The organism is Asanoa sp. NPDC049573, from assembly GCF_040676615.1.
In the GTDB taxonomy this organism is placed as follows: domain Bacteria; phylum Actinomycetota; class Actinomycetes; order Mycobacteriales; family Micromonosporaceae; genus Asanoa.
The window spans coordinates 756,082-779,516 of the sequence record NZ_JBFAPI010000001.1; the positions used below are offsets into that span (position 1 = coordinate 756,082).

Genomic DNA, 23,435 nt, shown 5'->3' on the forward strand with positions numbered 1-23,435 from the left:
CGGAGATGATACGGACATCCGTCGATCGGAGGAGATGCCGCCGGCCCAGCGACCACTATCTTGATCCGGTCTGTGGCCAACGGGGCGGCAGCACACGAGTGCGCTAGAGGCGGCATGAACCCCTACCAACCTGACCCTGCCTACCCACCGCCGCCCGGCGAGGCGGGTGGTGTGCCGCCCGGTGGCTACCTGCCGCCGACGCAGTTCGGTGCCCAGCCCGCCGATCCGTTGGTGAGCCCCGACTACAGCGGCTGGTGGAGCCGGGCCACCACGATCGTCCGGCGGGGCTGGAAGCCGCTGGCCGGGCTCCAGGCCATCGGGCTGGTGTTCGCGCTGCTCCTGCAGGCGCCGGCCGGCATCTACGTGGCGTTCGCCTCCGACGACCTGCGCCAGTCGTTCCCCGAACCCGGCACCACGGGTGGTCAGGTCGACTTCACGCCGCTGCTCGTCGCGATCGGCCTGGGCGCCGCCGCGGCCCTGCTCGGCGTGCTGGTCACCTCGATGGTCACGCTCGCGGTCGTGCACGTCGGCGTGAGCGTCGCGATCGGCGCTCCGGCCCGGATCGACGACGCGCTGCGCCTGGCCGCCCGGCGGCTCTTCCCGCTGATCGGATGGCAGTTGCTGACGATCCCGATCTACCTGGTCGGGCTCTGCCTCTGCCTCCTGCCGGTGATCTACGTCGGTGCGGTCTTCACCGTGCTGCCGGTGGTGGTCGCGGCCGAGCGCACCAACGCCGTCGGCCGCTGCTTCACCCTGTTCCACCGCGACCTGGGCCTGTCGGTGGCCCGGATCGCCACCCTTCTCGGACTGAGTTTCGCCGCCGGTCTGGTCGGCCTCGCGTTCAGCGGCATCATCGAGGCGGCGGTGAACGCGGGTTCGAGCACCGCCGCGACGGTGGTCGGCGTGATCGTGTCGACGCTGGTCAGTGCCGTGCTGAGCGGGGCGGTGGCGATCCTGGGCGCGCCGTTGACGCTGACCGCCTACGCCGACATGCGGGCCCGGGTCGAGCCGTTCAACGCGATGGTCATCGCACAGGAACTCGGCGTCGTGCCGCCGGCGTCGCCATGGTCGGAGCCCTGGCCACCCACCGCGCAGGCGTAGGGCTCACGCTTCTCGCGGCTCGTCCGTGTCGACGTTTCGCCGGACACGGGCGAGCAGCGGCGGGGAGTACCACGCCGCCTCGCCACCGAACCAGCGCAGCAGCGCCGGCGTCGGCGGGCGCACGCCGGCGAGCGCGTAGAGCGCGATGCCGACCAGTCCTCCGAAGACGGACAGGCCGAGGCAGACCCACAGGGCCGTCCGGATGCCCGCGGTCGCGCTGCTCCCGACCGACATGGCGACGTAGAGCAGCACCGGCGCGATCATGAACGCCGCGACGGCGCGCATCAGTTCGATGATCGCGAACACCCGCTGCAGGGCGGCGTTGCGCAGCGAGAAGCCGGCGATGAACAGCGCGGGCGTGACCGACGCGCCGACGCCGACGCCGATCAGGCCGGTGGCGACCAGCGTGACGATCGTGCTGGGCGGGAGGGCGACGGCCAGCAGCGCGACACCCGCGCTCAGGCAGGCCAGGCCGATCAGCGCGAAGTAGTGCAGCGCCTTGGTGGTGAACAGCACCGCGAACAGGATCGCGGTGATGAACGCTCCGCCGAACTCGGGCAGATAGAGCAGGCCGAGCTTGAGCGGCGAGTAGCGGTCCTCCAGCAGCACGCTGCTCAGCGTGATCGCCGAGACCGAGGCGGCCGCCGCGCAGATCGCCACCACGATGCCGGACACCGGCATCGTGGTCGTGAGCGGACGGATGATCAGCAGCGGCCGCTTGGCGTGGTACTGCTCCACCAGCAGAGCGACGATCACCAGCACGCCGCCGATCAGCGGTCCCAGCGTCTGCGCCTCGATGCTCTGGTGGGTGAGCAACTGCGCGGAGCCGTAGAACGCGGCGACGCAGCCGACGGCGGCCAGCGTCACGGCCAGTGGCGAGCGGGTCGAGGTCAGGTCGGCCGGCGGCACGTCCTCGAAGGTGAGCAACACGAGCAGCAGCGCGAGGATCGAGATGCCGGCGACGATCCAGAACAGCGGCCGCCAGTCGTCGAAGTCGGCCTGGATGCCGCCGATCAGCGGTCCGAGGGCCACCGCGCCGAAGATCGAGAGGTTCAGGATCACCGCCGTGTAGCGCACCTTCGACGGTGGGAAGCCGGTGACCAGCGGCGGCACGGCCGCGATCAGCAGCAGGCTCGTGCACAGGCCCTGCAGGACGTGCCCGGTGATGAACATGATCGCCCCGGTCGCCGACGCCGCGAGCAGCGAGCCGGCCACCAGGACGGTGGCGTAGATGATCAGCATGCGGCGCTGTGGCAGGTGCTGGGCAAGTTGCACCGACAGCACCGTGCCCAGCGCGTAGCCGGCGTTGGCCAGGCCGGTCGCCAGGTTGGTCTGTTCGACGTTCATGCCCAACTGCCGGGCCAGGATCGGGGTGATGGGCCCGAGCGCCGCGGAGAGCACCAGGTAGGGGATCAACGCGGTGACCACCATCGCCGCCACCACCGCGTAGTGGCCCGCGAAGGGTCCCCGCCACGTCATTCCCCGGACCCGCGCCATCAGGGTGCTCGCCGAGCCCGCGACGCCGTATCCCATCGGGTACTCCTCCACGGCCGCGGCGCTGGCCAACGGATACCAGATTTGCCCCGATATAGGGGTCTCACCCAAATTACCGCCTCTTAGGAGGTCTACGAGCGGCATTGTCCATAAAGGTTTTCGCGTGCTGTAGATCACGAGAGGGGGCGCGACCCCGGGTCCGGCCGCTACAGTCCGACCGCTGGTTAGGACAGGCTTAGCTAAGGACTCGGGTGCGTCGTCGTTTGGTGCTGCTGGCCGGGGCGCTGCTGCTCCTGCTGGTCGTGTTGACCAGCCTTGCCGTGGGCAGCAATCCGTTGAGCCTGGCCCGCGTGTGGCACGCGCTGGTCGCGCCGGACGGCGGTGAAGCGGCCACTGTGGTCTGGGACCTGCGGGTGCCGCGCACGCTGCTCGGCCTCGTCGTCGGTGCCGCCCTCGCCGCCGCCGGTGTGCTCCTCCAGGCGCTGACCCGCAACCCGCTGGCCGAGCCGCGGATCCTGGGCATCAGCGCCGGCGCCTCGCTCGGCGTGGTGGTGGCCATCACCGTGTTCGGCATCGGATCGCTGACCGGCTACGTCTGGTTCGGCATCGCCGGCGCGCTCGGCTCGGGTCTGCTGGTGTTCGGCGTGGCCGCCCGTGCTCGCGAAGGCGCCTCGCCTGTCACCCTGGCCCTGGTCGGCGCCGCGCTGGACGCGAGCCTCGGCGCGGTCACCGCCGGCCTGCTCAGCGCCGACGCGCGCACGTTCGAGGAGTACCGGTTCTGGGTCGTCGGCGGGCTCACCGGCCGGGACTCCGCGGTGGCCCTGCAGGTGCTGCCGTTCCTGCTGACCGGCCTGCTGCTGGCCGCCGTCGTGGCCCGCGGCCTCGACTCGCTGGCCCTGGGCGACGACGTCGCGAAGGGCCTCGGCACCCGGGTCGGGCTGACCCGGATCGGCGGCGGCGTGGCCGCGGTGCTGCTGACCGGTGCCGGCGTGGCGGCCGCCGGGCCGATCGCGTTCGTCGGGCTCGCGGTGCCGCACCTGGCCCGCTACCTGGTCGGCTCCGACCAGCGCTGGGTGCTGGCCACCTCGGTGCTCCTCGGGCCGAGCCTGCTGCTGGCCGCCGACGTGATCGGCCGGGTGGTGGTGCCGCCCGGCGAGGTGTCGGCCGGGATCGTCACCGCGCTGATCGGCGCGCCGCTGCTGGCCGTGCTGGTCAACCGGGCCCGGGCGGTGGCCGCATGACCCTGCTGCGGATCGGTGCTCTGGCCCTGCTGGTGCGCCGCCGGGCCGTGCTCGTCTCGCTCCTGCTGGTGGTGCTGGTCGCCGCGGCGCTGGTGCTCGCGGTCTCGCTCGGCAGGCCCTATGTGGCACCCGGCGACGTGCTGACGTCGCTGTCCGGTGCCGGCACGCCCTACGACGTGGTCGTCCAGCGGCTGCGGCTGCCCCGGGCCGTGCTCGCCGTCGCCGTCGGTGTGCTTTTCGGCGTGGCCGGCGCGCTCATCCAGAGCGTCGCCCGCAACTCGCTGGCCAGCCCCGACGTCATCGGCATCACCCAGGGCGCCGGGCTCGCCGCGACCGTGGCCCTGACCAGCGGCGCCACCGCGGCCGTGATCGCGCCGGCGGCGCTCGCCGGTGGGCTGGTGGCGGCCGCCGCGGTGCTCGCGCTCGGCGCCCGGCACGGCCTGGCCGCGCAACGGTTCGTGCTCGCCGGTGTCGCCGTCGCCATCGCGCTGCGCGCGCTGACCGAGATCGTGATGCTCTCGGCCGAACCGATCGACGGGCAGCGGGCGCACATCTGGCTGGTCGGCACGCTGGCCGGGCGTGGCTGGACCGAGACCCTCGCGTTGACCGGCACCCTGGTGGCGTTGCTGCCGGTGCTCGTCTGGGCCGGCTGGGCGCTGCGCACCAGCGCGCTCGACGACGACACCGCCCGCGGCCTGGGCGTACGCCCGGTCGCCAGGCGGGTCGGCCTCGCCGCCGCCGGCGTGCTGCTCGCCGCGATGGTCACCGCGCAGGTCGGCGCCGTCGACTTCGTCGCCCTGGTCGCGCCGCAGGTGGCCCGCCGCCTGGTGCGGACCGAACACCCGCCGCTGGTCGCCGCGGGGCTCACCGGCGCGCTGCTGGTGGTGCTCGCCGACCTGGTCGGCCGGTTGCTGTTCGCGCCGACCCAGTTGCCGGCCGGGGTCGTCACCGCCGCGATCGGCGGCCCGTACCTGCTGTTCCTGCTCGTCCGGAGGAAGCCGTGAAGCTGACCGCGAAGGATCTCGCCGCGGGCTACCAGGACCGCCCGGTCTTCGCGGGGCTCGACCTGGAGCTGCCCGACGGCGCGTTCACCGTGATCGTCGGCCCGAACGCCTGCGGCAAGTCGACCCTGCTGCGCACCCTGGCCCGGCTGCTCCCGGCGCGCAGCGGCAGCGTGCTGCTGGACGGCACGGACATCACCACGCTGCCCACCCGCGAGGTGGCCCGCCGCCTGGGCGTGCTGCCGCAGAGCCCGCTGGTGCCCGAAGGCGTCACGGTGGAGGACCTGGTCGGTCGCGGCCGCCAGCCGCACCAGCGCTGGTGGCACCAGTGGTCGGCGGAGGACACCGCCGCGGTGGCCGGGGCGATGGACCAGGCCGGCGTCGCCGACCTCGCCACCCGGCCGGTCGACCACCTCTCCGGCGGCCAGCGCCAGCGGGTCTGGATCGCCATGGCGCTGGCCCAGCGGACCGAGACGCTGCTGCTCGACGAGCCGACCACGTTCCTCGACCTGGCACACCAGGTGGAGGTGCTCAACCTGCTCACCCGGATGCGCGACGGCGGTCGCACGATCGTCGCCGTCCTGCACGACCTCAACCAGGCCGCCCGCTACGCCGACCACCTGGTCGCCATGCGCGACGGCGCGGTGGTGGCCGCCGGACCACCCCGCGAGGTGGTCACCGTCGACCTCGTCCGGGAGGTGTTCGGCCTCGACTGCGTGGTCGTGCCCTGCCCGGTCAGCGACGCGCCGCTCGTCCTGCACATCTGACCGAAGGAAGTTCTCAGTGAACCGACGATCCGTACGCCTGCTCGCCGCTCTCGCCGTGACGGCGGCGGCCCTGACCGCGTGCTCCAGCGATCCGGTGCCCGCGGCGACCGGCGACGGCGGCACCCAGCAGATCACCCACGCGATGGGCACCACCACGGTCCCGCTGCACCCGAAGCGGGTCGTCGTGCTCGACACCGACAAGGTCGACACCGCGGTCAGCCTGGGCATCATCCCGGTCGGCGCGACCCAGCCCCCGGAGATCGACACGTTCCCGGCCTACCTCGGCGACCTGTCGTCGGTGAAGAACGTCGGCGAGATCTCCGAGCCCGACCTGGAGGCGATCGCCGCACTGCGACCCGACCTGATCCTGGGCAGCAAGTTCCGCCAGGAGAAGTTCTACGACGAGCTGTCGGCGATCGCGCCGACCGTGTTCACCGAGAAGGTGGGCATCACCTGGAAGGACAACTTCCTGCTCGACGGCAGGGCGCTGGGCCAGCGGCAGAAGGCCGAGGACCTGCTCGCCGGCTACGAGCGGCGGGCCAGGGACCTGGGCGCGAAGATCCCGAACGCGGCCGGCATCAAGGTCTCGATCGTGCGGTTCATGCCCGCCGAGATCCGGGTGTACGGCCCGGACGGCTTCTCCGGCATCGTCGTCGGCGACGTGGGCCTGGGCCGCCCCGAGCGCCAGAAGCTGGCCGGCAAGGACGACAAGCGGTTCGACAAGGTCAGCCCGGAGCGGATCGCCGACCTCGACGGCGACGTCATCTTCGTCACCGCGCAGGGGCCGACCGCCGAGGCGCAGCGGAAGAAGGTCGTCGACGGCAACCTGTGGAAGGACCTGTCCGCGGTCAAGGCCGGCAAGGCGTGGGACGTGCCCGCCGAGGTCTGGATGACGGGCATCGGCGTCACCGCCGCCAACAAGATCCTCGACGACATCCAGAGCCACTTGATCACCGCCTGAGCGCGGCCGGTACGGTGCAACGATGAGCGCGTCACCTGGTGAGATCGCCCGCGAGCTCGAGGTCGACCCGGTTTTCGACGCCGGCGACGAGATCGAGCGGCGGGTGGCGTTCCTCGCCGACGCGCTCATCGGCACCGACACACAGGCCCTGGTGCTCGGGGTGAGCGGCGGCGTCGACTCGGCCACCGCGGGCCGGCTGTGCCAGTTGGCCGCCGAGCGAGCCCGACGGTCCGGGCACGACGCCGCCTTCGTGGCCATGCGGCTGCCCTACGGCGTCCAGCATGACGAGTCCGACGCCCAGGCCGCACTGGCCTTCATCCGCCCCGACCGCACCATGACCGTCGACATCGGACCGGCCAGCGACGCGAGCCTGCGCGCCCTGCTGGCCGGCGGCCTGGTGGTGCGCGACCCCGACCAGCAGGACGTGATCCTCGGCAACATCAAGGCCCGCGAACGGATGATCGCGCAGTACGCGGTCGCGTCCGCCACGCACGGCCTCGTCGTCGGCACCGACCACGCCGCCGAGGCGATCACCGGCTTCTTCACCAAGCACGGCGACGGAGCCGCCGACCTGGTGCCGATGACCGGTCTGACCAAGCGGCGCGTACGTGCCCTCGCCGAAGCCCTCGGCGCGCCGCCCGCCTTGATCCACAAGGTGCCGACCGCCGACCTCGAGTCGCTGCGCCCCGGCCGGCCGGACGAAGAGGTGCTGGGCTTCAGCTACGACGACATCGACGACTTCCTGGAAGGCAAGCCCGTGCCGCCCGACGTGGCCGAGGCGATCGCGCGGCGCTTCGAGCTCACCGCGCACAAGCGCCGCCTCCCGCTCGGCCCCTCCTGACCAACGCGCAACCAAAGGTTGCGGATCGGGTGATCCCGCGCTAGCGTGAGAAGCAACCAATGGTTGCGATAGCCGGGAGAGCCCATGGAGTACGCCAGCATCGAGCGCGAGATCCACGTCGACGCACCGCCGGAGGTGGTGTTCGAGGTGGTCAGCCAACCGGAACACATCAGGGACTGGTGGTACGCCGACACCGACGTGCGGCCCGTGCCGGGCTCGACCGGCGAACTCGTGTGGGCCGACGGCGACAACCCGCGCGCCAACGCGGTTCCGATGAGTGTGGTCGCCGTCGAGCCGCCGCGGCTGTTCAGCTTCCGCTGGACGCACGGCGCGGGGGAGACCGCGGCCGACGGCAACTCGATGCTGGTGACGTTCGAACTCGTGCCGTCCGGCGCGGGCACCCTGCTGCGGCTCACCGAGACCGGCTTCCGCGAGCGGGGCTGGGAGATCGCGGCGCTGGAGAAGCAATACCAGGAGCACGTCGTCGGCTGGGACACCTTCGTGCCCCGGATCGCCGCCGTGGCCGAACGTCTGGCGGCCTCGCGATGACGGCCGCGATAGACGACGAGCTGTGGTCGGCGATCGGCGACCCGACCCGCCGCCGGATGCTCGACCTGTTGCTGGCGAGCGGGTCCTGGACCGCGACGTCGCTCAGCGAACGGCTGCCGGTGACCCGGCAGGCGGTGGCCAAGCATCTCGGCGTGCTCGACCGCGTCGGGTTGGTCGAAGCCGTGCCGGCGGGGCGGGAGAAGCGCTACCGGGTCGACGAGGCGCAACTCGGCCGGGCCGTGGCACAGCTCACCGCCGTCGGCGACACCTGGGACGCCCGGCTACGGCGGATCAAGCAGATCGCCGAGGCCATCCAACACACGACCGCACAAGAGGAGAAGCGCAATGGTTGACATCCTGCACCGGGTCGGCGTCGTCGGTTCGAAGGACGACGTCTACGCGGCCATCACCTCGCCCGACCGCCTGGCGGCCTGGTGGACCGAGGACACGACGGGCGACGGCGACGAGGGCGGCGTACTGAAGTTCCAGTTCCTGCCCGGTGGTTTCGACATGAAGGTGCTCGAGACCAGGCCGGCCGAACGCGTGCTGTGGGAGGTGGTCGACGGTCCGGCCGAGTGGATCGGCACGCATGTCCGCTGGGACCTGCACACCGAAGGCGACTACACGATCGTCATGTTCAGCCACGAGGGATGGCGCGAGCCGGTGGCCTTCATGAACCACTGCAGCACGAAGTGGGCGACCTACCTGATGAGCATGAAGCAGTTGGTGGAGACCGGCACCGGCGCCCCGGCGCCGAACGACGTGCAGATCAGCAACTGGCATTAGGCCCCGCGGCCGTCATGATCTGCCCGATCCGGTCGAGCGTCGCCGTCAGCGCGGCCGGATCGGTGGTCATGCCGGCCACCAGCGGGTCGACGTCGCGCAGGCCGGCGCGTTCGAGCAGGCGCTTGTCGTTGGTCACCCACTCGCCGCGGGCGGCCAGCACGGCGTGCGCCGTCTCGTGACAGGCGCGCGCCGCGGCTCCGGCGCAGTCGAGGGCCGCACCTCGCGGTGCGAAGTTCGTGCGGGCGTACGCCAGCGTCAGCTCCGCCCGGCTCCACCAGGCCCGGGCCGCGTGCTCGCGCAGCGCGGGCGGGTAGTCCGGGCGGGGCAGCGACCCGTGCAGCACCTGGTTGCCGGCCAATTCGGCGACGACGATGTAGGTCGGCACGCCGGCCAGGTGGAACAGCAGGTTCTCGATCCGGAACCGCCCGGCCCGGGCCTCGGCCAGGTGGTGCTCGACGTCGGCCAGGTCGCGGTAGTGCACGTCGACCCGCCGTCCGTCCACGGTCAGCCAGGCGCCGCCGTTGAACACGCCGCCACCCCAGCCGCCGAGTTCCGAGACCTCGCCCGGCCAGCCCAGCGCGCGCAGGTCGGCCGGGTCGAACGGGCCGCGGTAATAGACGGCGAAGTCCCAGTCGCTGTCCGGTCGGTGGGTGCCCGCGGCCCGGGAGCCGCCCAGCGCCACGGCGCGCACCGCCGGCAGGCCGGCCAGCCGGTCGGCGATGTGGCGCGGCAGGTCGGCGTCGCTGAGGACCATGGGCGCCATTGTCCGCGGTGTTCAGCGGCGGCGCGAGGCCGGGTCCAGCAGAGCCGGCGGGGTGTAGACCTTCTCGTGTGCCGCGAGGTCGACGCCGGGAGCCACGATCGCGTCGATCGCGTCGAGCACGTCGGCGGGCAGCACGGTGTCGGCGGCGGCGAGCTGCGAGGTCAGGTGCTCCAGCGTGCGCGGGCCGATGAGCGCGGTGGTCACCGCCGGATGCGCGGTCACGAAACCGAGCGCCAACTGGATCAGCGTCAGGCCGGCCTGGTCGGCGACCTTGGCGAGCCGCTCGACGGCGTCGAGCCGGGCGCGGTTGGCGGGAACGGTCAGGTCGAAGCGGTCCGGCAGGATCGCCGCGCGGTGGGTGGTGATCTCCTGGCCGGCCCGGACCGCTCCGGACAGCCAGCCCGAGGCCAAGGGGCTCCACGCCAGCACGCCGAGGCCGTACTGCTCGGTCACCGGCAGCACGTCGGCCTCGATGCCCCGCTGCAGGATCGAGTAGCTGGGCTGCTCGGTGACGTAGCGGCTCAGGTGGTTGGCGCGGGCCGCCCACTCGGCCTGGACGAGACGGTAGGCCGGGAAGGTCGAGGAGCCGAAGTAGCGGATCTTGCCGGCCCGCTGCAGGTCGGTCAGTGCCGCGAGGGTCTCCTCGTCGCTGGTGGTCGGGTCCCAGCGGTGGATCTGGTAGAGGTCGACGTGGTCGACGCCGAGCCGGCGCAGGCTGTCGTCGAGCGCGGTGACCAGCCAGCGCCGGGAGCTGCCCCGGTGGTTGCGCTCCTCGCCCATCGGCAAGGTGGCCTTGGTGGCGAGCACGATGTCGTCGCGGCGCCCGGCGATGGCCTTGCCGACGAACTCCTCCGACTGGCCGTTGCTGTAGCGGTCGGCGGTGTCGATGAGGTTGATCCCGGCCGCGAGCGCGGCGTCGATGATCGCCGTCGCGTCCTCCTGGCCGGTGCGCCCGATGGCGCCGAGGTTCATCGCGCCGAGCGCGAGCGAGCTGACCTGCACACCGGTGCGGCCCAAGGTGCGGTACTGCATGAGGGGTCTCCTCCGTGGTCGTGCCCCGGTCGTTCTGGCATCATTGGCCGAAGCGGAACGTTGCTCCGCTCAACGATACGGAGCGTTGTTCCGTTTAGCAAACCCGAGGAGGTGACGACCGTGGCCGACCGGAAGCGGGCCGATGCCCGGCGCAACGAGCAGGTGCTGCTGGACGCCGCGGCCGCCGTCTTCCTGTCGAGCGGGGTCGACGCGCCGGTCCGCGACATCGCCGCCAAGGCGGGCGTCGGGATGGGCACCATCTACCGGCACTTCCCGAACCGGGCCGAACTGGTCATCGCCGTCTACCGACACCAGGTCGACGCCTGCGCCGAGGTCGGGCGGACCCTGCTGGCCAAGGAGCCGACGCCGTACGCGGCGCTGACCGTCTGGGTCGATCTCTTCGTCGACTTTCTGGTCACCAAGCACGGCCTGGCCGCGGCGCTGCAGTCCGAGACCGCCCGGTTCGAGACCCTGCACGACTACTTCGTCGACAACCTCGTGCCGGTCTGCGGCGCGCTGCTCGACGCCGCCGTCGAAGCGGGTGAGATCCAGCCGGGCGTCGACCCTTACGGCCTGATGCGGGGCATCGGCAACCTGTGCGTGGGCGTCGGCGGCGACCCGCGATACGACGCGCGCCAGTTGGTCGGGCTGCTCATCGCCGGCCTCCGCCGGCACCCGGCGACGTAGCCTCCAGCAGATCCAGCGACGGGTCGGCGGTCAGCATCGCGTGCTGGAGGCGCTGGATCCGCTGTGAGGGTTCGAGGCCGAGGTCGGCCTGGAGTGTGCCGCGCAGGCGGTGGAAGGCCTCCAGCGCGTCGGTGCGCCGCCCCGCCCGGTAGAGGGCGAGCATGTACTGCGCCTGCAGGTCCTCGTTGAGCGGGTGCCGGGCCGCGAGCCAGCCGAGTTCGCCGAGCGCCGCCTGGTGGCGGTCGAGCCGCAACTCGGCCTCGATCCGCTGGCGCCACAGGCACAGCCGGCCTTCTTCGAGGCGCTGCACCTCCACCTGGAGCACCGGCCCGAGCTTCACGTCGACCAGCGCGCCGCCCTGCCACATCGCCAGCGCCTGGCCGAGCAGCAGCGCACCCTTGACGTCGTCGCCCTCGCTGAGCGCGAGCCGGCCCTCGGCGGCGCGCTGCTCGTACTCGTGCAGGTCCAACTCGCCCGGACCCACGTTGAACCGGTAGCCGCCCGAGGCGGTGACCAGAACCTGGCTGGCCGCGCCGCCGTCCAGGACCGCCGTCAGCATCCGGCGGATCTTGAGGATGTAGGTCTGCAGCGTGGTCTGCGCGCTGGCCGGTGGCTCGGCGCCCCACAGCTCGGCGATCAGCGTGTCCACCGGCACCACCAGGTTCGCGTGCAGCAGGAGCAGGGCGAGAACCTTCCGTGGCTTCGGCGCTGTCAGCTGATCGATGGCGTAGCCCGGCGTGCCCCGCACCAGCAGCGGACCAAGAACGTGGTAGTTCATCGCGCCCCCGTATCCCGTCGCTGTGAAGAACCTTAAGACCCACAGCCGACATATGGAACTAATTCGGTTGGATCGGACTATCGCCGCGCTGGGGCACAGGTACCCGTCTCGGCCTCTAGCGACATTCCAGGCGGGCTCAAGTGGAGCCCTGCGACGGTCGTGGAGCCGACTGCTACCCCCGGCCTGAAGGAGTCCGCCGTGCCCGAAGCTGAGATCCGCAAGGGTCGGTCGCTGCCCGGGTTGCTCCGGCGGGCGGCGGCGATCGCACCGGGCCGCACCGCGATCCGGTACGGCGCCCGCGCGATGTCCTACCGCGAGCTCGACGCCGCCGTCGACGGCTTCGCCGTGGCGCTCGCCGGCCTGCGGCCCGGCACCGTCGTCGGCGTCACGGCCGCGCTGCATCCCGCCTTCCCGATCGCCTACTTCGGCGCCATCCGGGCCGGGCACGTGTGCGCCGTCGTCGAACCCTTCCTGAGCGAGGACGAACTCGACCACGTCGTCGGCCTCGCCGGCGTGGAACTGCTGGTGGCGACCGCGGGGATGGCCGAACAGCTGCGCCGCGTCCGGCTGGAGCACTACGGCCTGGCCGACGTGGTCTACCTCGACCAGCCCGGGCATCCGGGCGGGCGGACGGTGGCCAACCTGGCCCGGACGCACGCCGGGCGGCCACACGAGGCGCGGCCGGACCCCGGCGAGGTCGCCTGCCTGCGGTTCAGTGGCAGTCCGCCGGCGGTGGTCCCGCTGACCCACCGCAACCTCACCGTCGGCGCCGCCCAGGCGGCCCGGGCCTACGGCTTCGGTCCCGGTTCGACGGTGGTCAACCACCTCCCGGCGTACGAGCCGGTGTATCTCAACGCGGCCGTCCGCGCGACCGCGACGCAGGTGCTGTGCGCCGACCCCGACCCGGCCGGCGGCGTGACGCAGGCCGGCCGCGAGGCCGCGACGCACTACTGCGGGCAACCCGTGCGGCTGGCCCGGCTGGCCGCCGACCCGCGCCCGACACACAAGCGCACCCCGACGGTGCGCGCGGTCATCTCCAGCGGGTCCGCCCTCGCCCCGGCCGCCGCGGCCCGGCTGCGGGACCGGGTCGGCGCGCCGCTGGTGCAGTGGTACGGCACCGCCGAGGCGCCGTTGACCCACTGCGACCGGATCGACCGGCCAACGGCCGGCTCGGTCGGCCATCCCGTGCTGGGCACCGACTGCCTGGTGGTGAGCCTGGACGGCCGCCATCCGGCGACGCCCGGACGGCCGGGAGAGGTCCGGGTCCGCGGTCCGCAGGTGTCCGCCGGCGCTGCCGACGCCGACGGCTGGCTGCGGACCGGGGACCTCGGCTACCTAGACGCCGACGGGGTGCTGTTCGTCGTGGAGCGGGCCGCGGACCGACCGGTGGGAGCGATCCGATGACCGAAACCCAGGAGTGGGCCCTCTGCCGCAAGTGCCGCGCCGTCGTCTACGGCAAGCGGTTGGCCCGCAACCATGGCGTCTGCCCGCAGTGCGGCGCCTGCTTCCCGCTGACCGCCCACCAGTGGCTGGACCTGCTCGCGGACCGCGACACGCTGCGGCTGATCGAGACCGACCTGCCGGCGGCCGACCCGCTGTCGTTCAGCGACGGCGTGCCCTACACCGAGCGGCTCGACCAGGCGCGGCAGGCGACCGGGATGGCCGAGGCGGTGGTCTGCGCGCGGATGTCCATCGGCGACACGCCGGTGGTGGTCGCGGCGATGGACTTCCGGTTCATGGGCGGCAGCCTCAGCGGCGCCGTCGGTGAGCTGATCACCCGCGCCGCCGAGACCGCCCTCGCCGAGCGGCTGCCGCTGGTGACCGTGACCGCCTCGGGCGGCGTGCGGATGCAGGAGGGCGTCGTCGGCCTGATGCAGATGGCCAAGACCGCCCAGGCGATGCAGCAACTCGACGAGGCCGGCCTGGTCACCGTCTGCCTGATCACCGACCCGACCTACGGCGGGGTGGCCGCGTCGTACGCGATGCTCGGCGACATCGTGATCGCCGAGCCGGGCGCGCGGTTCGGCTTCGCCGGGCCCCGGGTGATCGCGCAGACCATCCGCCAGGAACTGCCGGCCGGCTTCCAGACCGCGGAGTTCCTGCTGGAGCGCGGCTTCGTCGACCTGGTCTGCCCCCGGGCCCGGCTGCGCGAGCGGCTCGGCCGGGTGCTCTCGGTCGGCGCCCGGCGCAACTGCCCCGGCAACGTCGGTCCGGCCGAGCAGGTGGTGATCCGCGACCCCGACCGGCTGGCGGAGCAGGACGCCTGGCAGGCGGTACGCCGGGCCCGCCACGTCGGCCGGCCGACCACCTCCGACTACCTGCGCCTGATCCTCGACGACTTCGAGGAGTTGCACGGTGACCGGGTCGGCGGCGACTGTCCCGCGATCGTCGGCGGTGTGGGCCGGCTCGGCCGGGAGTCCGTCGTGGTGATCGGGCACGAGAAGGGCCACACGCCTGCGGAACTGGCGGCGCACAACTTCGGGATGCCCAACCCGGCCGGTTACCGCAAGGCCGCGCGGCTGATGCGGCTGGCCGCCAAGTGGGGGATGCCGGTGGTGACCCTGGTCGACACGCCCGGCGCCTACCCGGGCGTGGACGCCGAACTGCAGGGCCAGGCCACCGTGATCGCCGAGACGCTGCGGCTGATGGGCGGCCTGCCGGTGCCCCTGGTCACCGTGGTCACCGGCGAGGGCTGCAGCGGCGGCGCGCTCGCCATCGCGGTCGCCGACCGCGTGTTGATCATGGAGAACGCGATCTACACCGTGATCAGCCCGGAGGGCTGCGCGGCGATTCTCTGGAAGGACTCGGCCGCGGCGCCCGCCGCCGCGCGAGCGCTGCGGGTCGACGCCCGCTCGCTGCTCGCACTCGGCGTGGTCGACGGCGTGGTGCCGGAGCCACCCGGCGGTGCCGAGTCCGACCATCCCGAGGCCGCGGCGCTGGTCCGGGCGGCGATCCGGGCCGAGCTGAGCGACCTGGCCACCCGCGACCCGGCCCGCCTGGTCGCCGAGCGGCGCGCCCGCTTCCGCCGGTTCGGCGGCCAGTCCGCACCCGCGCCCGCTCTTTCCCACCCTGGAGGCCCCCAATGACGTCATTGCTGGAACCGGCGCAGTCGGACCGTCCGGCGCCGCTCGCGGAAGCGCTCGACGAGGTGCGGCGCAGCGCCCAGTCACTGCTGGCCGATCTCGGCGACCGGCCCCGCGCCCTGCGGATCCGCGCGGGCGACGTGGTGGTCGAGATGGAGTGGACCGAGCAGCAGCGGTCCGCGGCGACCGCGGTGGTCGCCGCCGCACCCGACGCGCCGCCGGAACCGAAAGCGGCGCCGGTCGGCAGCGACATCAGCGCGCCCATCGTCGGCACGTTCTACCGCGCCCCGGAACCCGGCGCCGCGCCGTTCGTGTCCGAAGGCGACCAGGTCCACAAGGGACAGCAGGTGGGCATCGTCGAGGCGATGAAGCTGATGATCCCGGTCGAGGCCGAGACCGACGGGCGGATCGTCGCGGCCATCGCCGCCGACGGCGCACCGGTCGAGTTCGGCGAGCCGCTCTTCCGCGTCGAGCCCAGCGCACAGTAGGGAGGTCCTCGTGTTCCACACCGTGCTCATCGCCAACCGTGGCGAGATCGCCCTGCGGGTCGCGCGTACGTGTCGCGAACTGGGCCTGCGCGTGGCCGCCGTCTACTCCACCGAGGACCGGGACAGCGCCGTCGTGCGCTTCGCCGACCAGGCCGTGTGCGTCGGCCCCGGGCCGGCCCGGCACAGCTACCTCTACCTGCCGGCGATCATGGAAGCGGCCCGGCAGACCGGCGCCGACGCCGTGCACCCCGGCTACGGCTTCCTCTCCGAGCAGCCCGACTTCGCCGAGGCCTGCGCGGCCGCCGGCCTGACCTTTGTCGGCCCGCCGGCCGGTGTGATCGACCAACTCGGCGACAAGTCCACCGCCCGCGCGGCGATGGCCGAGGCCGGGCTGCCGCTGCTGCCCGGCACGATCGAGCCGGTCGCCGACGCCGAGGCGGTGGCCAAGGTCGCCGCCGACATCGGTTATCCGGTCATCGTCAAGGCGGTCGCCGGCGGCGGCGGTCGCGGGATGCAGGTGGTCAACGACCCCGACGACCTGCCCCGGCAGTACCGGGAGATCCGCTCGACGGCACAGTCGCTGTTCGGCGACGACCGGGTCTACGTCGAGCGCTACCTGCCCGCCGCCCGGCACGTCGAGGTGCAGGTGCTCTGCGACCAGCACGGCAACGGGCTGCACCTGGGCCAGCGCGACTGCTCGGTGCAGCGGCGGCGCCAGAAGATCATCGAGGAGTCGCCGGCGCCCGGACTGCCGCCCGAGGTGGTCGAGCAGATGGGCGGCGCCGCCGTGCGCGGCCTGCTCGCGGCCGGTTACGTCGGCGCGGGGACCGTCGAGTTCCTGGTCGACGACCAGCAGCGGTTCTACTTCATGGAGGTCAACTGCCGGATCCAGGTCGAGCACCCGGTGACGGAGATGACCCACGGCATCGACATCGTCCGCGAGCAACTGCGGATCGCGGCGGGGGAGCGGATCGCCGCGACGCAGCAGGAACTGGCGGCGCGCGGCTGGGCGATCGAGTGCCGGATCAACGCCGAGGACCCGACCCGCGACTTCATGCCGACCCCGGGCGCACTGACCACACTGGACTTCCCGGGCGGCCCGTTCGTGCGGGTCGACACCGCCGCGGTGGCCGGCGGCCGGATCTCCGCCGCCTACGACCCACTGCTCGCCAAGATCGCCGTCTGGGCGCCGGACCGGCCACAGGCGATCTCGCGGATGCGTCGGGCACTGTCCGAACTCGTCGTCGAGGGGCCGGGGGTGAGCACCAACCGTGACTTCCTGCTGACAGCGCTGGATCACCCGCTCTTCGTCGCCGGAACGCACGACACGTCGCTCGTCGAGCGGCTCAATTCGCAACCACGGGAGGAACAATGAGTTTCACCATCGACGACCTGATGTCGCTGCTGGTCAGCAAGGTCGGACTGCCCAAGGAGATGCGTACGGAGGATCCACACAAGACCTTCGGCGACCTGGGCCTGGATTCGCTCGCATTCCTCCAGCTCCAGTCGGAGCTGCAGGCCATGTACGGCTTCGAGCTGCCCGACGACCGCCCGCTGGCGCAGACCGTCGGCGACATCACCGCCGAGATCAACAAGCGGCTGGCAAAGGAGCCCGCGGCATGAGCGAGCGAAGCGAGCGTAGTCAACTCAGCCGCCGGCGCTCATGCGCCTCCGAGCGAAGCGAGGAAATGGCATGAGCGCGCCGACTATTGGACACGTCGACAACTCGGTGCTGATCAACGCCGGTCTCGACGTCGTCTGGGACGCCACCAACGACGTGGAGAACTGGCCGGACCTGTTCACCGAGTACGCGTCGGCCGAGATCCTCGAACGCGACGGTGACACGGTGAGGTTCCGCCTCGCGATGCACCCGGACGAGAACGGCAAGGTCTGGAGCTGGGTCTCCGAGCGCACCGTCAACCGGGCCGGCCGCCGGGTGGTCGCTCGCCGGGTGGAGCCCGGGCCGTTCGAGTTCATGAACATCGAGTGGACCTACGAGGTCGAGGGGCACGGCACCCGGATGCGCTGGGTGCAGGACTTCCGGATGCGTCCGGACGCCCCGATCGACACCGCCGCGATGACCGACCGGATCAACGCCAACACGGCGATCCAGATGGACGTGATCCGGCAGAAGGTCGAGAAGCTGGCCGCCGACCAGCAGGCCGGCAACCCGCACGCCGGCGCCGGCGTCGGCGGCCCGGCCCAGCCGAAGCGCGAGATCCGGGTCGTGTCGGTCGACGACGTGGCGGCCAACCGGCGCCGGGGCGGCGACATCCGCACCATCCTGTCGCCGGCCACCGTCGGTTCGACGTCGGGCTTCATGGGCACGCTGCGGCTCGCCCCGGCCGAGGTCGTCACCGAGCACTGGCACCCGTACTCGGAGGAATATCTCTTCTGCGTCGAGGGTGCGATCACAGTGCGGCTGGACGGCCGGGAACTGCCGCTCCCAGCCAACCACGGCGTACACATCCCGATCGGGGTCAAGCACCGGCTGATGAACAACGGTGACACGCCGGCCTTCCTGGTCTTCGCGCTCGGCCCGCTGGCGCCGCGGCCGGAACTCGGCCACGTCGACACCGAGGCGCTGCCCGGGGAGGGCCCGTGACCAGGCGGACCGTCGTCACCGGGGTCGGTGTGGTGGCCCCCGGTGGCGTCAACCGCACGGCGTTCTGGGAGATGCTGACGGCCGGGCGCACGGCGACCCGGCGGATCACCTTCTTCGACCCGGCCGACTTCCGGTCGCAGATCGCCGCCGAGTGCGACTTCGACCCGATCAAGGCCGGCCTGACCTCCCAGGAGGTCTACCGCAACGACCGGTTCACCCAGTTCGCCCTCGCCGCGGCCGACGAGGCCCTGGCCGAGAGCGGCCTGGACCTGGACGCGACCGACCGGGACGCGGTCGCGGTGAGCATCGGCAGCGCGGTCGGGGCCACCACCCGGCTCGAGGACGAGTACGTCAACGTCAGCAACCACGGGCGGGACTGGCAGGTCGACGAGCGCTACGCCAGCCGGTTCCTCTACCAGGCTCTGGTGCCCAGCAGCGCGGCGACGGAGGTGGCCTGCCGGTACCGGGTGCACGGGCCGGCCGCCGTCATCTCCACCGGCTGCACGTCAGGCCTGGACTCGATCGGCTACGGCCACCAACTGATCGAGGACGGCGACGCCGACGTGGTCATCGCCGGTGCCGCCGACGCGCCGATCTCGCCCATCTCGATGGCGTGCTTCGACGCGATCCGGGCCACCTCGGCCCGCAACGACGACCCGGAGCACGCGTCGCGCCCGTTCGACGCCACCCGGGACGGCTTCGTGATGGGCGAGGGCTCGGCGGTGCTGATCCTGGAGGAGTTCGAGCACGCCCGGCGGCGGGGTGCCGAGATCTTCTGCGAGGTCGCCGGGTTCGCCAACCGCAGCAACGCGTTCCACATGACCGGGCTGCGGCCGGACGGGCTGGAGATGGCCGAGGCGATCACCGACGCACTCGGCCAGGCCCGGCTCGACCCGACTGCGGTGAGCTACGTCAACGCGCACGGGTCGGGCACGAAGCAGAACGACCGGCACGAGACGGCCGCGTTCAAGCGCAGCCTCGGGCAGCACGCGTACGACGTGCCGGTCAGCTCCATCAAGTCGATGGTCGGGCACTCGCTCGGCGCGATCGGGGCGATCGAGCTGGCCGCGTGCGTGCTGGCCATCCGCTACGGCGTGATCCCGCCGACCGCCAACCTGGAGAACCGCGACCCGGAGTGCGACCTGGACTACGTGCCGAAGAACGCGCGCGAGCAACGGGTCGACGTGGCGCTCTCGGTGGGCAGCGGCTTCGGCGGCTTCCAGTCCGCCGCCGTCCTTCGGAGGTGGTCAGCATGACCAGGGCCGTCATCACCGGCATCGGGGTTATCGCGCCCAGTGGGCTGACCGCGGAGGAGCACTGGCAGTCGACGCTGGCCGGCGACCTGCGGGTGGCCTGCCACGACGACCGGTTGCAGGGCCAGGTGTCCGGCTTCGCCGCCGAGGGCCTGGTCGACCCGCGACTGATCATCCAGACCGACCGGTGGAGCTGGATGTCGCTGGCCGCGACGCGGATGGCGCTCGACGACGCCAAGTACGACCCGGCGGGGCACGACCCCTACGCCACCTCGGTCGTGCTGGCCAGCGGTTCCGGCGGCAACGAGTTCGGCCAGAAGGAGATCCAGGCACTGTGGAGCAGGGGCCGCGCGGCGGTCAGCGCCTACCAGTCGATCGCCTGGTTCTACGCCGCCAGTGTCGGGCAGACCTCCATCCTGCACGGCACCAAGGGGCCCAACAGCGTGCTCGTCTCCGAGAGCGCCGGCGGCCTCGACAGCCTGGGCATGGCCCGCCGGATCATCCGGCGCGGCACCCCGGCCGTCATCGCCGGCGGCACCGAGGCGCCGCTGTCCCCGTACGCGCTGGTCTGTCAGCAGACCAGCGGCCGGCTGACCGCCAGCCGCGACCCGCGGGCGGGCTACAAACCGTTCGACGCCGAGGCCAACGGCTACGTGCCCGGCGAGGGCGGTGCGGTGCTGGTGGTGGAGGACGCCGCGACCGCCGCGGAACGCGGGGTGCGGCAGGTGTACGGCGAGATCGCCGGCTACGCCGCCACCCACGACGGGCATCATCCGGAGGAACCCGCGCCGGACAGCGCCCAACTCGCCCGGGCCATGCGCAAGGCGCTCGCCGACGCGAACGTCACACCCGACGAAGTCGGGTTCGTGGTCGCCGACGGCGCCGGCACCCCGGCCCTGGACGCGCTGGAGGCCGCGGCGATCCAAGCGGTCTTCGGCCGGCCGGTGCCGGTCACCGCGCCACAGGGTTTCGTCGGCCGGCTCTGCTCCGGCGGCGCGGCGCTCAACGTGGCGACCGCGCTGCTCGCCCTGCGGGACGGCATCGTGCCGGCGGTCGGCAACCTCAGCCGGCCCGGTCACGACCTGGACCTGGTCCGCGAACCGCGCCGGCTGGCCGCCGACGTGGTCCTGGTCAACGCCCGCGGCTTCGGCGGGTTCAACAGCTCGATCGTGCTCAAGCGCTATCCCGAGGAGGGTCTGCAGCATGCCCGATGACAGTCCAGTGCGGACCATCCTGCGAATGCGGGCCCGGGAGGGCTGCGCGGAGGAGTTCGAGCGGGCCTGGCGGTCGGCCGCGGCGCACATCAGCCGGGTGCCCGGCAGCCTGCGCCAGGAACTGATCCGCGACGTCGACGACCCGCGGACCTTCCTGATCGTCAGCGACTGGGCCGACTCCGCCGCGCTCGAGGCCTTCGGGCCCAGTGCCGCGCGCGAGCGGCTCACCGCGGCGCTGCGCGACCTGCGCGAGTCCGGCGAGAAGGCCACCTACGAGGTGCTGGAGACGGTGCTCGGGGCGGGGCCGCGGATCCGGGTCGACGTCACGGTCACCGTGGCCGAGGGCGAGGAGGAGGCGTACGAACGCGCCTATCTCAAGGTCGCCGAGCGGATGCGGGGGACACCGGGGCACGTGCGGGAGGAACTGCTGCGCGAGCCCGGCACCGGGACCTACCACATCTTCGCGGAGTGGGAGGACGAGGCGTCGTTCAACGCCTGGACCGACGACCAGGCCCACCTGGACCAGACCGCGCCGCTCATCCAGTACATCTGCGAGAACTTCAAGCGGACCACGTACCACATCGCGGCTCGTCCCGAGGACGACCTGCCGGTGGCGGCGCAGGCCTCCGTCACGGCCCGCCCGCGGCCGCGGGCCCAGCCGCAGCCCCAACCGCAACCACAACCGCAGCCGACGCCGCGGCCGGTCGTCCAGGAAGGGTCCACGGTGGACAGATCAACCGACGTTCTCGTCGTGGGAGCCGGCCCGGCGGGCCTGACCGCGGCGATCGAGCTGGCCCGGCGCGGTGTGCCCTGCCGGCTCATCGAGAAGCGCCCCGACGGCAACGTGGCCGCCGACAAGGCGATCGGCGTGCAGTGCCGCACGATGGAGATCTGGGAGAACATCGGCGTCGCCCGCGAGGCGATGGACCTGGGCGTCTGGCTGCACGGCCAGACCGTCTACGTCAACGGCCAGCAGACCCACCAGGTCGACTGGGACCTGCCGGAACTGCCGTTCGCCCACGTCGGCCTGCCGCAGTACGAGACCGAGCGGATCCTGGAGAACTGCCTCGCGAGCCACGGCGTACGCGTCGAGCGTGGCCACGAGTTGCAGGCGTTCACCCAGGACGCCGACGGGGTGACCGCGCAGGTGCTGCGCCCCGACGGCAGCGTCGAGACGGTGCGGTCCCAGTACCTGGTCGGCACCGACGGCGCACACAGCACCGTGCGGCAGAGCCTCGGGCTGACCTTCGAGGGCGGCATGGGTATGTTCCCGCAGCTGTTCATGCTGGGCGACGTCGACCTGGACTGGTCGATGCCGGAGGGCCACCTGCTGCGCTTCATCCAGGTCGAGGACGAGGAGATGCGCGGCATGCTGGTCTGCGTGCCGCTGCGCGGGCCGGGCCGCTACCGGGTGGCCACCCTCGCGCCGCCGCGGCTGCAGGCCGAGATCGGGTCGGGAGCCATCCCGCCCGGCTTCTCGCAGGAGTACGACCCGCCGACGTTGGCCGACATCCAGGCCGTCCTGGACCAGTTGGCACCGGCCGGCACCACCGCGAGCAACCTGCGCTGGTCGTCGATCTTCCGGATCAAGCACGGCATCGTCGACCGCTACCAGGTCGGCCGGGTGTTCGTCGCCGGCGACGCCGCGCACCTGCACCCGCCGGCCGGCGGCCAGGGCATGAACACCGGCATCCAGGACGCCTGGAACCTGGGCTGGAAGCTCGCGCTGGCGGTTCGCGGCGCCGCGGCACCGGGGCTGCTCGACAGCTACGAGGCCGAGCGCCGGCCGGCCGGCAAGGCGATCGTCGACCGCGCGGTGAAGATCGCGTTCACCGACGAGATGGACATGGACGACGAGCGCGAGCAGTTCATGCTCGAGATGCAGATGACGCTGTCGTACGCCGGCAGCCCGCTGGTCGGCTCCTCGGGCGACCTCTTCGACGGCGGCCCGCAGCCCGGCGACCGGGCGCCCGACGTGCGCGACCTGAGCCGCTTCGGCGTCGGCCACCAGGTGCGGCTCTTCGAGCTGACCCGGGGCACCGCACACACCCTGCTGGTCTACGCCGACGGCTCGACCGGCGGCGACGAGTACGCCGGCTTCGAGAAGCTGGCCGAGAAGGTCCGCGGCTCGGTCAACATCTACGTCGTGGCGAGCCCGGACGCGACCGTGCCGGGCGCCCTCGACCTGCCGGTCCTGCGGGACGCCTCCGGCGCCTTCCGGGGCGCGTACGGCCTGCGCGGCACGGGCGCCTACCTGATCCGCCCCGACGGACACGTCGGGTTCCGCAGTTCGCCGGTCGCGGCCGCCGCGCTCGACGAGCACCTCGCCCGCATCTTCGCGTAGGGGGAAGAGAAATGAACCGGTCCGTCATCGTCGCCCGCATCAAGCCCGGCGAGGAGCAGTCCGTCGCGCGGATCTTCGCCGAGTCCGACGCCACCGACCTGCCGCACGACCTCGGGGTCAAGACCCGGTCGCTCTACTCGCTCGGCGACCTCTACCTGCACGTCATCGAGTTCCGGGACGACCCGTCGGAGGCGCTGCGCAAGGGCCCGGCGTTGCCCGGGTTCAAGCAGATCAGCGAGGACCTGCGGGCCTACATCCAGCCTTACGACCCGAAGACCTGGAAGTCGCCGGCCGACGCGGTGGCCCGCGAGTTCTACACCTGGCGCGGCTGAGCGTCTATCGGAGAAGGGCACCCCGCCGCGGCGTCGGCGTGGGGCGTTGGCCCGGCCGCGTTCCCAGCCGGTGACATGTCGGCTTCCGCTCCCGGGAATGCCTGTGTGGAGGCCG

The 23,435-nt window shown here is 72.4% G+C and carries 24 protein-coding genes and 1 pseudogene; 21 read left to right on the forward strand and 4 right to left on the reverse strand.

Features of this window, described 5'->3' with window-relative positions; translation table 11 throughout:
* Positions 1-114 precede the first annotated feature (114 nt).
* Positions 115-1,101 carry a hypothetical protein gene (locus tag AB0J74_RS03470; protein ID WP_363443907.1) on the forward strand — a complete coding sequence of 329 codons (987 nt, stop codon included), beginning with the start codon at positions 115-117 and terminating at the stop codon, positions 1,099-1,101.
* Between the two features lie 3 nt (positions 1,102-1,104).
* Here the strand turns inward: AB0J74_RS03470 and AB0J74_RS03475 are convergent, their stop codons facing one another.
* Positions 1,105-2,634: an MFS transporter gene (locus tag AB0J74_RS03475; RefSeq protein ID WP_363443909.1), complete on the reverse strand. Its 1,530-nt coding sequence runs from the start codon at positions 2,632-2,634 to the stop codon at positions 1,105-1,107.
* Positions 2,635-2,846: 212 nt separating this feature from the next.
* Here AB0J74_RS03475 and AB0J74_RS03480 point away from each other — a divergent pair, with 212 nt between their 5' ends.
* From AB0J74_RS03480 to AB0J74_RS03515, 8 genes are all read left to right on the forward strand, one after another.
* The gene (locus AB0J74_RS03480; RefSeq protein ID WP_363443912.1) at positions 2,847-3,836 is read left to right on the forward strand and encodes an iron ABC transporter permease; all 990 of its coding nucleotides are present in this window, start codon (positions 2,847-2,849) and stop codon (positions 3,834-3,836) included.
* Complete coding sequence (locus AB0J74_RS03485) at positions 3,833-4,840, forward strand: iron ABC transporter permease (protein ID WP_363443915.1); 1,008 nt, start codon at positions 3,833-3,835, stop codon at positions 4,838-4,840. Before AB0J74_RS03480 ends, AB0J74_RS03485 begins: the two co-directional genes overlap by 4 nt.
* Positions 4,837-5,604 carry an ABC transporter ATP-binding protein gene (locus AB0J74_RS03490; RefSeq protein WP_363443917.1) on the forward strand — a complete coding sequence of 256 codons (768 nt, stop codon included), beginning with the start codon at positions 4,837-4,839 and terminating at the stop codon, positions 5,602-5,604. The genes AB0J74_RS03485 and AB0J74_RS03490 overlap by 4 nt, the downstream gene beginning before the upstream one ends.
* Before the next feature lie 16 nt (positions 5,605-5,620).
* Entirely contained in the window at positions 5,621-6,565 is a 945-nt protein-coding gene (locus AB0J74_RS03495) for an iron-siderophore ABC transporter substrate-binding protein (protein WP_363443920.1), read from the forward strand.
* A 22-nt stretch (positions 6,566-6,587) separates the two neighbouring features.
* Positions 6,588-7,406: an ammonia-dependent NAD(+) synthetase gene (nadE, locus tag AB0J74_RS03500; RefSeq protein WP_363443923.1), complete on the forward strand. Its 819-nt coding sequence runs from the start codon at positions 6,588-6,590 to the stop codon at positions 7,404-7,406.
* Between the two features lie 84 nt (positions 7,407-7,490).
* A complete protein-coding gene (locus AB0J74_RS03505; RefSeq protein ID WP_363443926.1) occupies positions 7,491-7,955 on the forward strand; it encodes an SRPBCC domain-containing protein in 465 nt (154 codons plus the stop codon).
* Entirely contained in the window at positions 7,952-8,308 is a 357-nt protein-coding gene (locus AB0J74_RS03510) for a winged helix-turn-helix domain-containing protein (RefSeq protein WP_363443929.1), read from the forward strand. The genes AB0J74_RS03505 and AB0J74_RS03510 overlap by 4 nt, the downstream gene beginning before the upstream one ends.
* The gene (locus AB0J74_RS03515) at positions 8,301-8,741 is read left to right on the forward strand and encodes an SRPBCC domain-containing protein (protein ID WP_363443932.1); all 441 of its coding nucleotides are present in this window, start codon (positions 8,301-8,303) and stop codon (positions 8,739-8,741) included. Before AB0J74_RS03510 ends, AB0J74_RS03515 begins: the two co-directional genes overlap by 8 nt.
* On the opposite strand, the gene AB0J74_RS03520 is transcribed toward AB0J74_RS03515, so the two are convergent.
* Positions 8,725-9,495, reverse strand: a complete 771-nt coding sequence (locus AB0J74_RS03520) for a nucleotidyltransferase domain-containing protein (RefSeq protein WP_363443934.1) — start codon at positions 9,493-9,495, stop codon at positions 8,725-8,727. The genes AB0J74_RS03515 and AB0J74_RS03520 overlap by 17 nt on opposite strands.
* Positions 9,496-9,516: 21 nt before the next feature.
* A complete protein-coding gene (locus AB0J74_RS03525) occupies positions 9,517-10,536 on the reverse strand; it encodes an aldo/keto reductase (protein WP_363443937.1) in 1,020 nt (339 codons plus the stop codon).
* A 120-nt stretch (positions 10,537-10,656) separates the two neighbouring features.
* On the opposite strand from AB0J74_RS03525, the gene AB0J74_RS03530 reads away from it, so the two are divergent.
* Entirely contained in the window at positions 10,657-11,223 is a 567-nt protein-coding gene (locus tag AB0J74_RS03530; protein WP_363443940.1) for a TetR/AcrR family transcriptional regulator, read from the forward strand.
* On the opposite strand, the gene AB0J74_RS03535 is transcribed toward AB0J74_RS03530, so the two are convergent.
* On the reverse strand, positions 11,189-12,001 hold the full coding sequence (locus tag AB0J74_RS03535) for an AfsR/SARP family transcriptional regulator (RefSeq protein ID WP_363443942.1): 813 nt from the start codon (positions 11,999-12,001) through the stop codon (positions 11,189-11,191). The two genes, AB0J74_RS03530 and AB0J74_RS03535, sit on opposite strands and share 35 nt — an antisense overlap.
* A 198-nt stretch (positions 12,002-12,199) precedes the next feature.
* On the opposite strand from AB0J74_RS03535, the gene AB0J74_RS03540 reads away from it, so the two are divergent.
* The 11 genes and pseudogenes from AB0J74_RS03540 (at position 12,200) to AB0J74_RS03590 (ending at position 23,320) form a co-directional block, all read left to right on the forward strand.
* A complete protein-coding gene (locus AB0J74_RS03540; RefSeq protein ID WP_363443945.1) occupies positions 12,200-13,405 on the forward strand; it encodes an AMP-binding protein in 1,206 nt (401 codons plus the stop codon).
* Positions 13,402-15,087: an acetyl-CoA carboxylase carboxyltransferase subunit alpha/beta gene (locus AB0J74_RS03545; RefSeq protein ID WP_363443948.1), complete on the forward strand. Its 1,686-nt coding sequence runs from the start codon at positions 13,402-13,404 to the stop codon at positions 15,085-15,087. Before AB0J74_RS03540 ends, AB0J74_RS03545 begins: the two co-directional genes overlap by 4 nt.
* The gene (locus tag AB0J74_RS03550; RefSeq protein WP_363443950.1) at positions 15,084-15,572 is read left to right on the forward strand and encodes a biotin/lipoyl-containing protein; all 489 of its coding nucleotides are present in this window, start codon (positions 15,084-15,086) and stop codon (positions 15,570-15,572) included. The genes AB0J74_RS03545 and AB0J74_RS03550 overlap by 4 nt, the downstream gene beginning before the upstream one ends.
* A 10-nt stretch (positions 15,573-15,582) precedes the next feature.
* A complete protein-coding gene (locus AB0J74_RS03555; protein WP_363443953.1) occupies positions 15,583-16,947 on the forward strand; it encodes a biotin carboxylase N-terminal domain-containing protein in 1,365 nt (454 codons plus the stop codon).
* Entirely contained in the window at positions 16,944-17,195 is a 252-nt protein-coding gene (locus AB0J74_RS03560) for an acyl carrier protein (protein ID WP_363443956.1), read from the forward strand. The genes AB0J74_RS03555 and AB0J74_RS03560 overlap by 4 nt, the downstream gene beginning before the upstream one ends.
* Positions 17,196-17,283: 88 nt before the next feature.
* Positions 17,284-17,721: pseudogene (locus tag AB0J74_RS03565) on the forward strand (SRPBCC family protein); the annotation flags it as partial.
* A 69-nt stretch (positions 17,722-17,790) separates the two neighbouring features.
* Positions 17,791-18,177: a cupin domain-containing protein gene (locus AB0J74_RS03570; protein ID WP_363444092.1), complete on the forward strand. Its 387-nt coding sequence runs from the start codon at positions 17,791-17,793 to the stop codon at positions 18,175-18,177.
* Positions 18,174-19,433: a beta-ketoacyl-[acyl-carrier-protein] synthase family protein gene (locus AB0J74_RS03575; protein ID WP_363443959.1), complete on the forward strand. Its 1,260-nt coding sequence runs from the start codon at positions 18,174-18,176 to the stop codon at positions 19,431-19,433. The genes AB0J74_RS03570 and AB0J74_RS03575 overlap by 4 nt, the downstream gene beginning before the upstream one ends.
* Positions 19,430-20,644, forward strand: a complete 1,215-nt coding sequence (locus AB0J74_RS03580) for a beta-ketoacyl synthase N-terminal-like domain-containing protein (RefSeq protein WP_363443962.1) — start codon at positions 19,430-19,432, stop codon at positions 20,642-20,644. The genes AB0J74_RS03575 and AB0J74_RS03580 overlap by 4 nt, the downstream gene beginning before the upstream one ends.
* The gene (locus tag AB0J74_RS03585; protein WP_363443965.1) at positions 20,634-22,988 is read left to right on the forward strand and encodes an FAD-dependent monooxygenase; all 2,355 of its coding nucleotides are present in this window, start codon (positions 20,634-20,636) and stop codon (positions 22,986-22,988) included. Before AB0J74_RS03580 ends, AB0J74_RS03585 begins: the two co-directional genes overlap by 11 nt.
* An 11-nt stretch (positions 22,989-22,999) precedes the next feature.
* Complete coding sequence (locus AB0J74_RS03590; protein WP_363443968.1) at positions 23,000-23,320, forward strand: TcmI family type II polyketide cyclase; 321 nt, start codon at positions 23,000-23,002, stop codon at positions 23,318-23,320.
* The last annotated feature ends 115 nt before the right edge of the window (positions 23,321-23,435 follow it).

Coding starts and splice junctions, on each gene's coding strand:
- AB0J74_RS03470 (WP_363443907.1), top strand. CDS start 115: ATGAACCCCTACCAACCTGACCCTGCCTACCCACCGCCGCCCGGCGAG.
- AB0J74_RS03475 (WP_363443909.1), bottom strand. CDS start 2,634: ATGGGATACGGCGTCGCGGGCTCGGCGAGCACCCTGATGGCGCGGGTC.
- AB0J74_RS03485 (WP_363443915.1), top strand. CDS start 3,833: ATGACCCTGCTGCGGATCGGTGCTCTGGCCCTGCTGGTGCGCCGCCGG.
- nadE (WP_363443923.1), top strand. CDS start 6,588: ATGAGCGCGTCACCTGGTGAGATCGCCCGCGAGCTCGAGGTCGACCCG.
- AB0J74_RS03505 (WP_363443926.1), top strand. CDS start 7,491: ATGGAGTACGCCAGCATCGAGCGCGAGATCCACGTCGACGCACCGCCG.
- AB0J74_RS03510 (WP_363443929.1), top strand. CDS start 7,952: ATGACGGCCGCGATAGACGACGAGCTGTGGTCGGCGATCGGCGACCCG.
- AB0J74_RS03515 (WP_363443932.1), top strand. CDS start 8,301: ATGGTTGACATCCTGCACCGGGTCGGCGTCGTCGGTTCGAAGGACGAC.
- AB0J74_RS03520 (WP_363443934.1), bottom strand. CDS start 9,495: ATGGTCCTCAGCGACGCCGACCTGCCGCGCCACATCGCCGACCGGCTG.
- AB0J74_RS03525 (WP_363443937.1), bottom strand. CDS start 10,536: ATGCAGTACCGCACCTTGGGCCGCACCGGTGTGCAGGTCAGCTCGCTC.
- AB0J74_RS03535 (WP_363443942.1), bottom strand. CDS start 12,001: ATGAACTACCACGTTCTTGGTCCGCTGCTGGTGCGGGGCACGCCGGGC.
- AB0J74_RS03545 (WP_363443948.1), top strand. CDS start 13,402: ATGACCGAAACCCAGGAGTGGGCCCTCTGCCGCAAGTGCCGCGCCGTC.
- AB0J74_RS03550 (WP_363443950.1), top strand. CDS start 15,084: ATGACGTCATTGCTGGAACCGGCGCAGTCGGACCGTCCGGCGCCGCTC.
- AB0J74_RS03560 (WP_363443956.1), top strand. CDS start 16,944: ATGAGTTTCACCATCGACGACCTGATGTCGCTGCTGGTCAGCAAGGTC.
- AB0J74_RS03580 (WP_363443962.1), top strand. CDS start 19,430: ATGACCAGGGCCGTCATCACCGGCATCGGGGTTATCGCGCCCAGTGGG.
- AB0J74_RS03585 (WP_363443965.1), top strand. CDS start 20,634: ATGCCCGATGACAGTCCAGTGCGGACCATCCTGCGAATGCGGGCCCGG.
- AB0J74_RS03590 (WP_363443968.1), top strand. CDS start 23,000: ATGAACCGGTCCGTCATCGTCGCCCGCATCAAGCCCGGCGAGGAGCAG.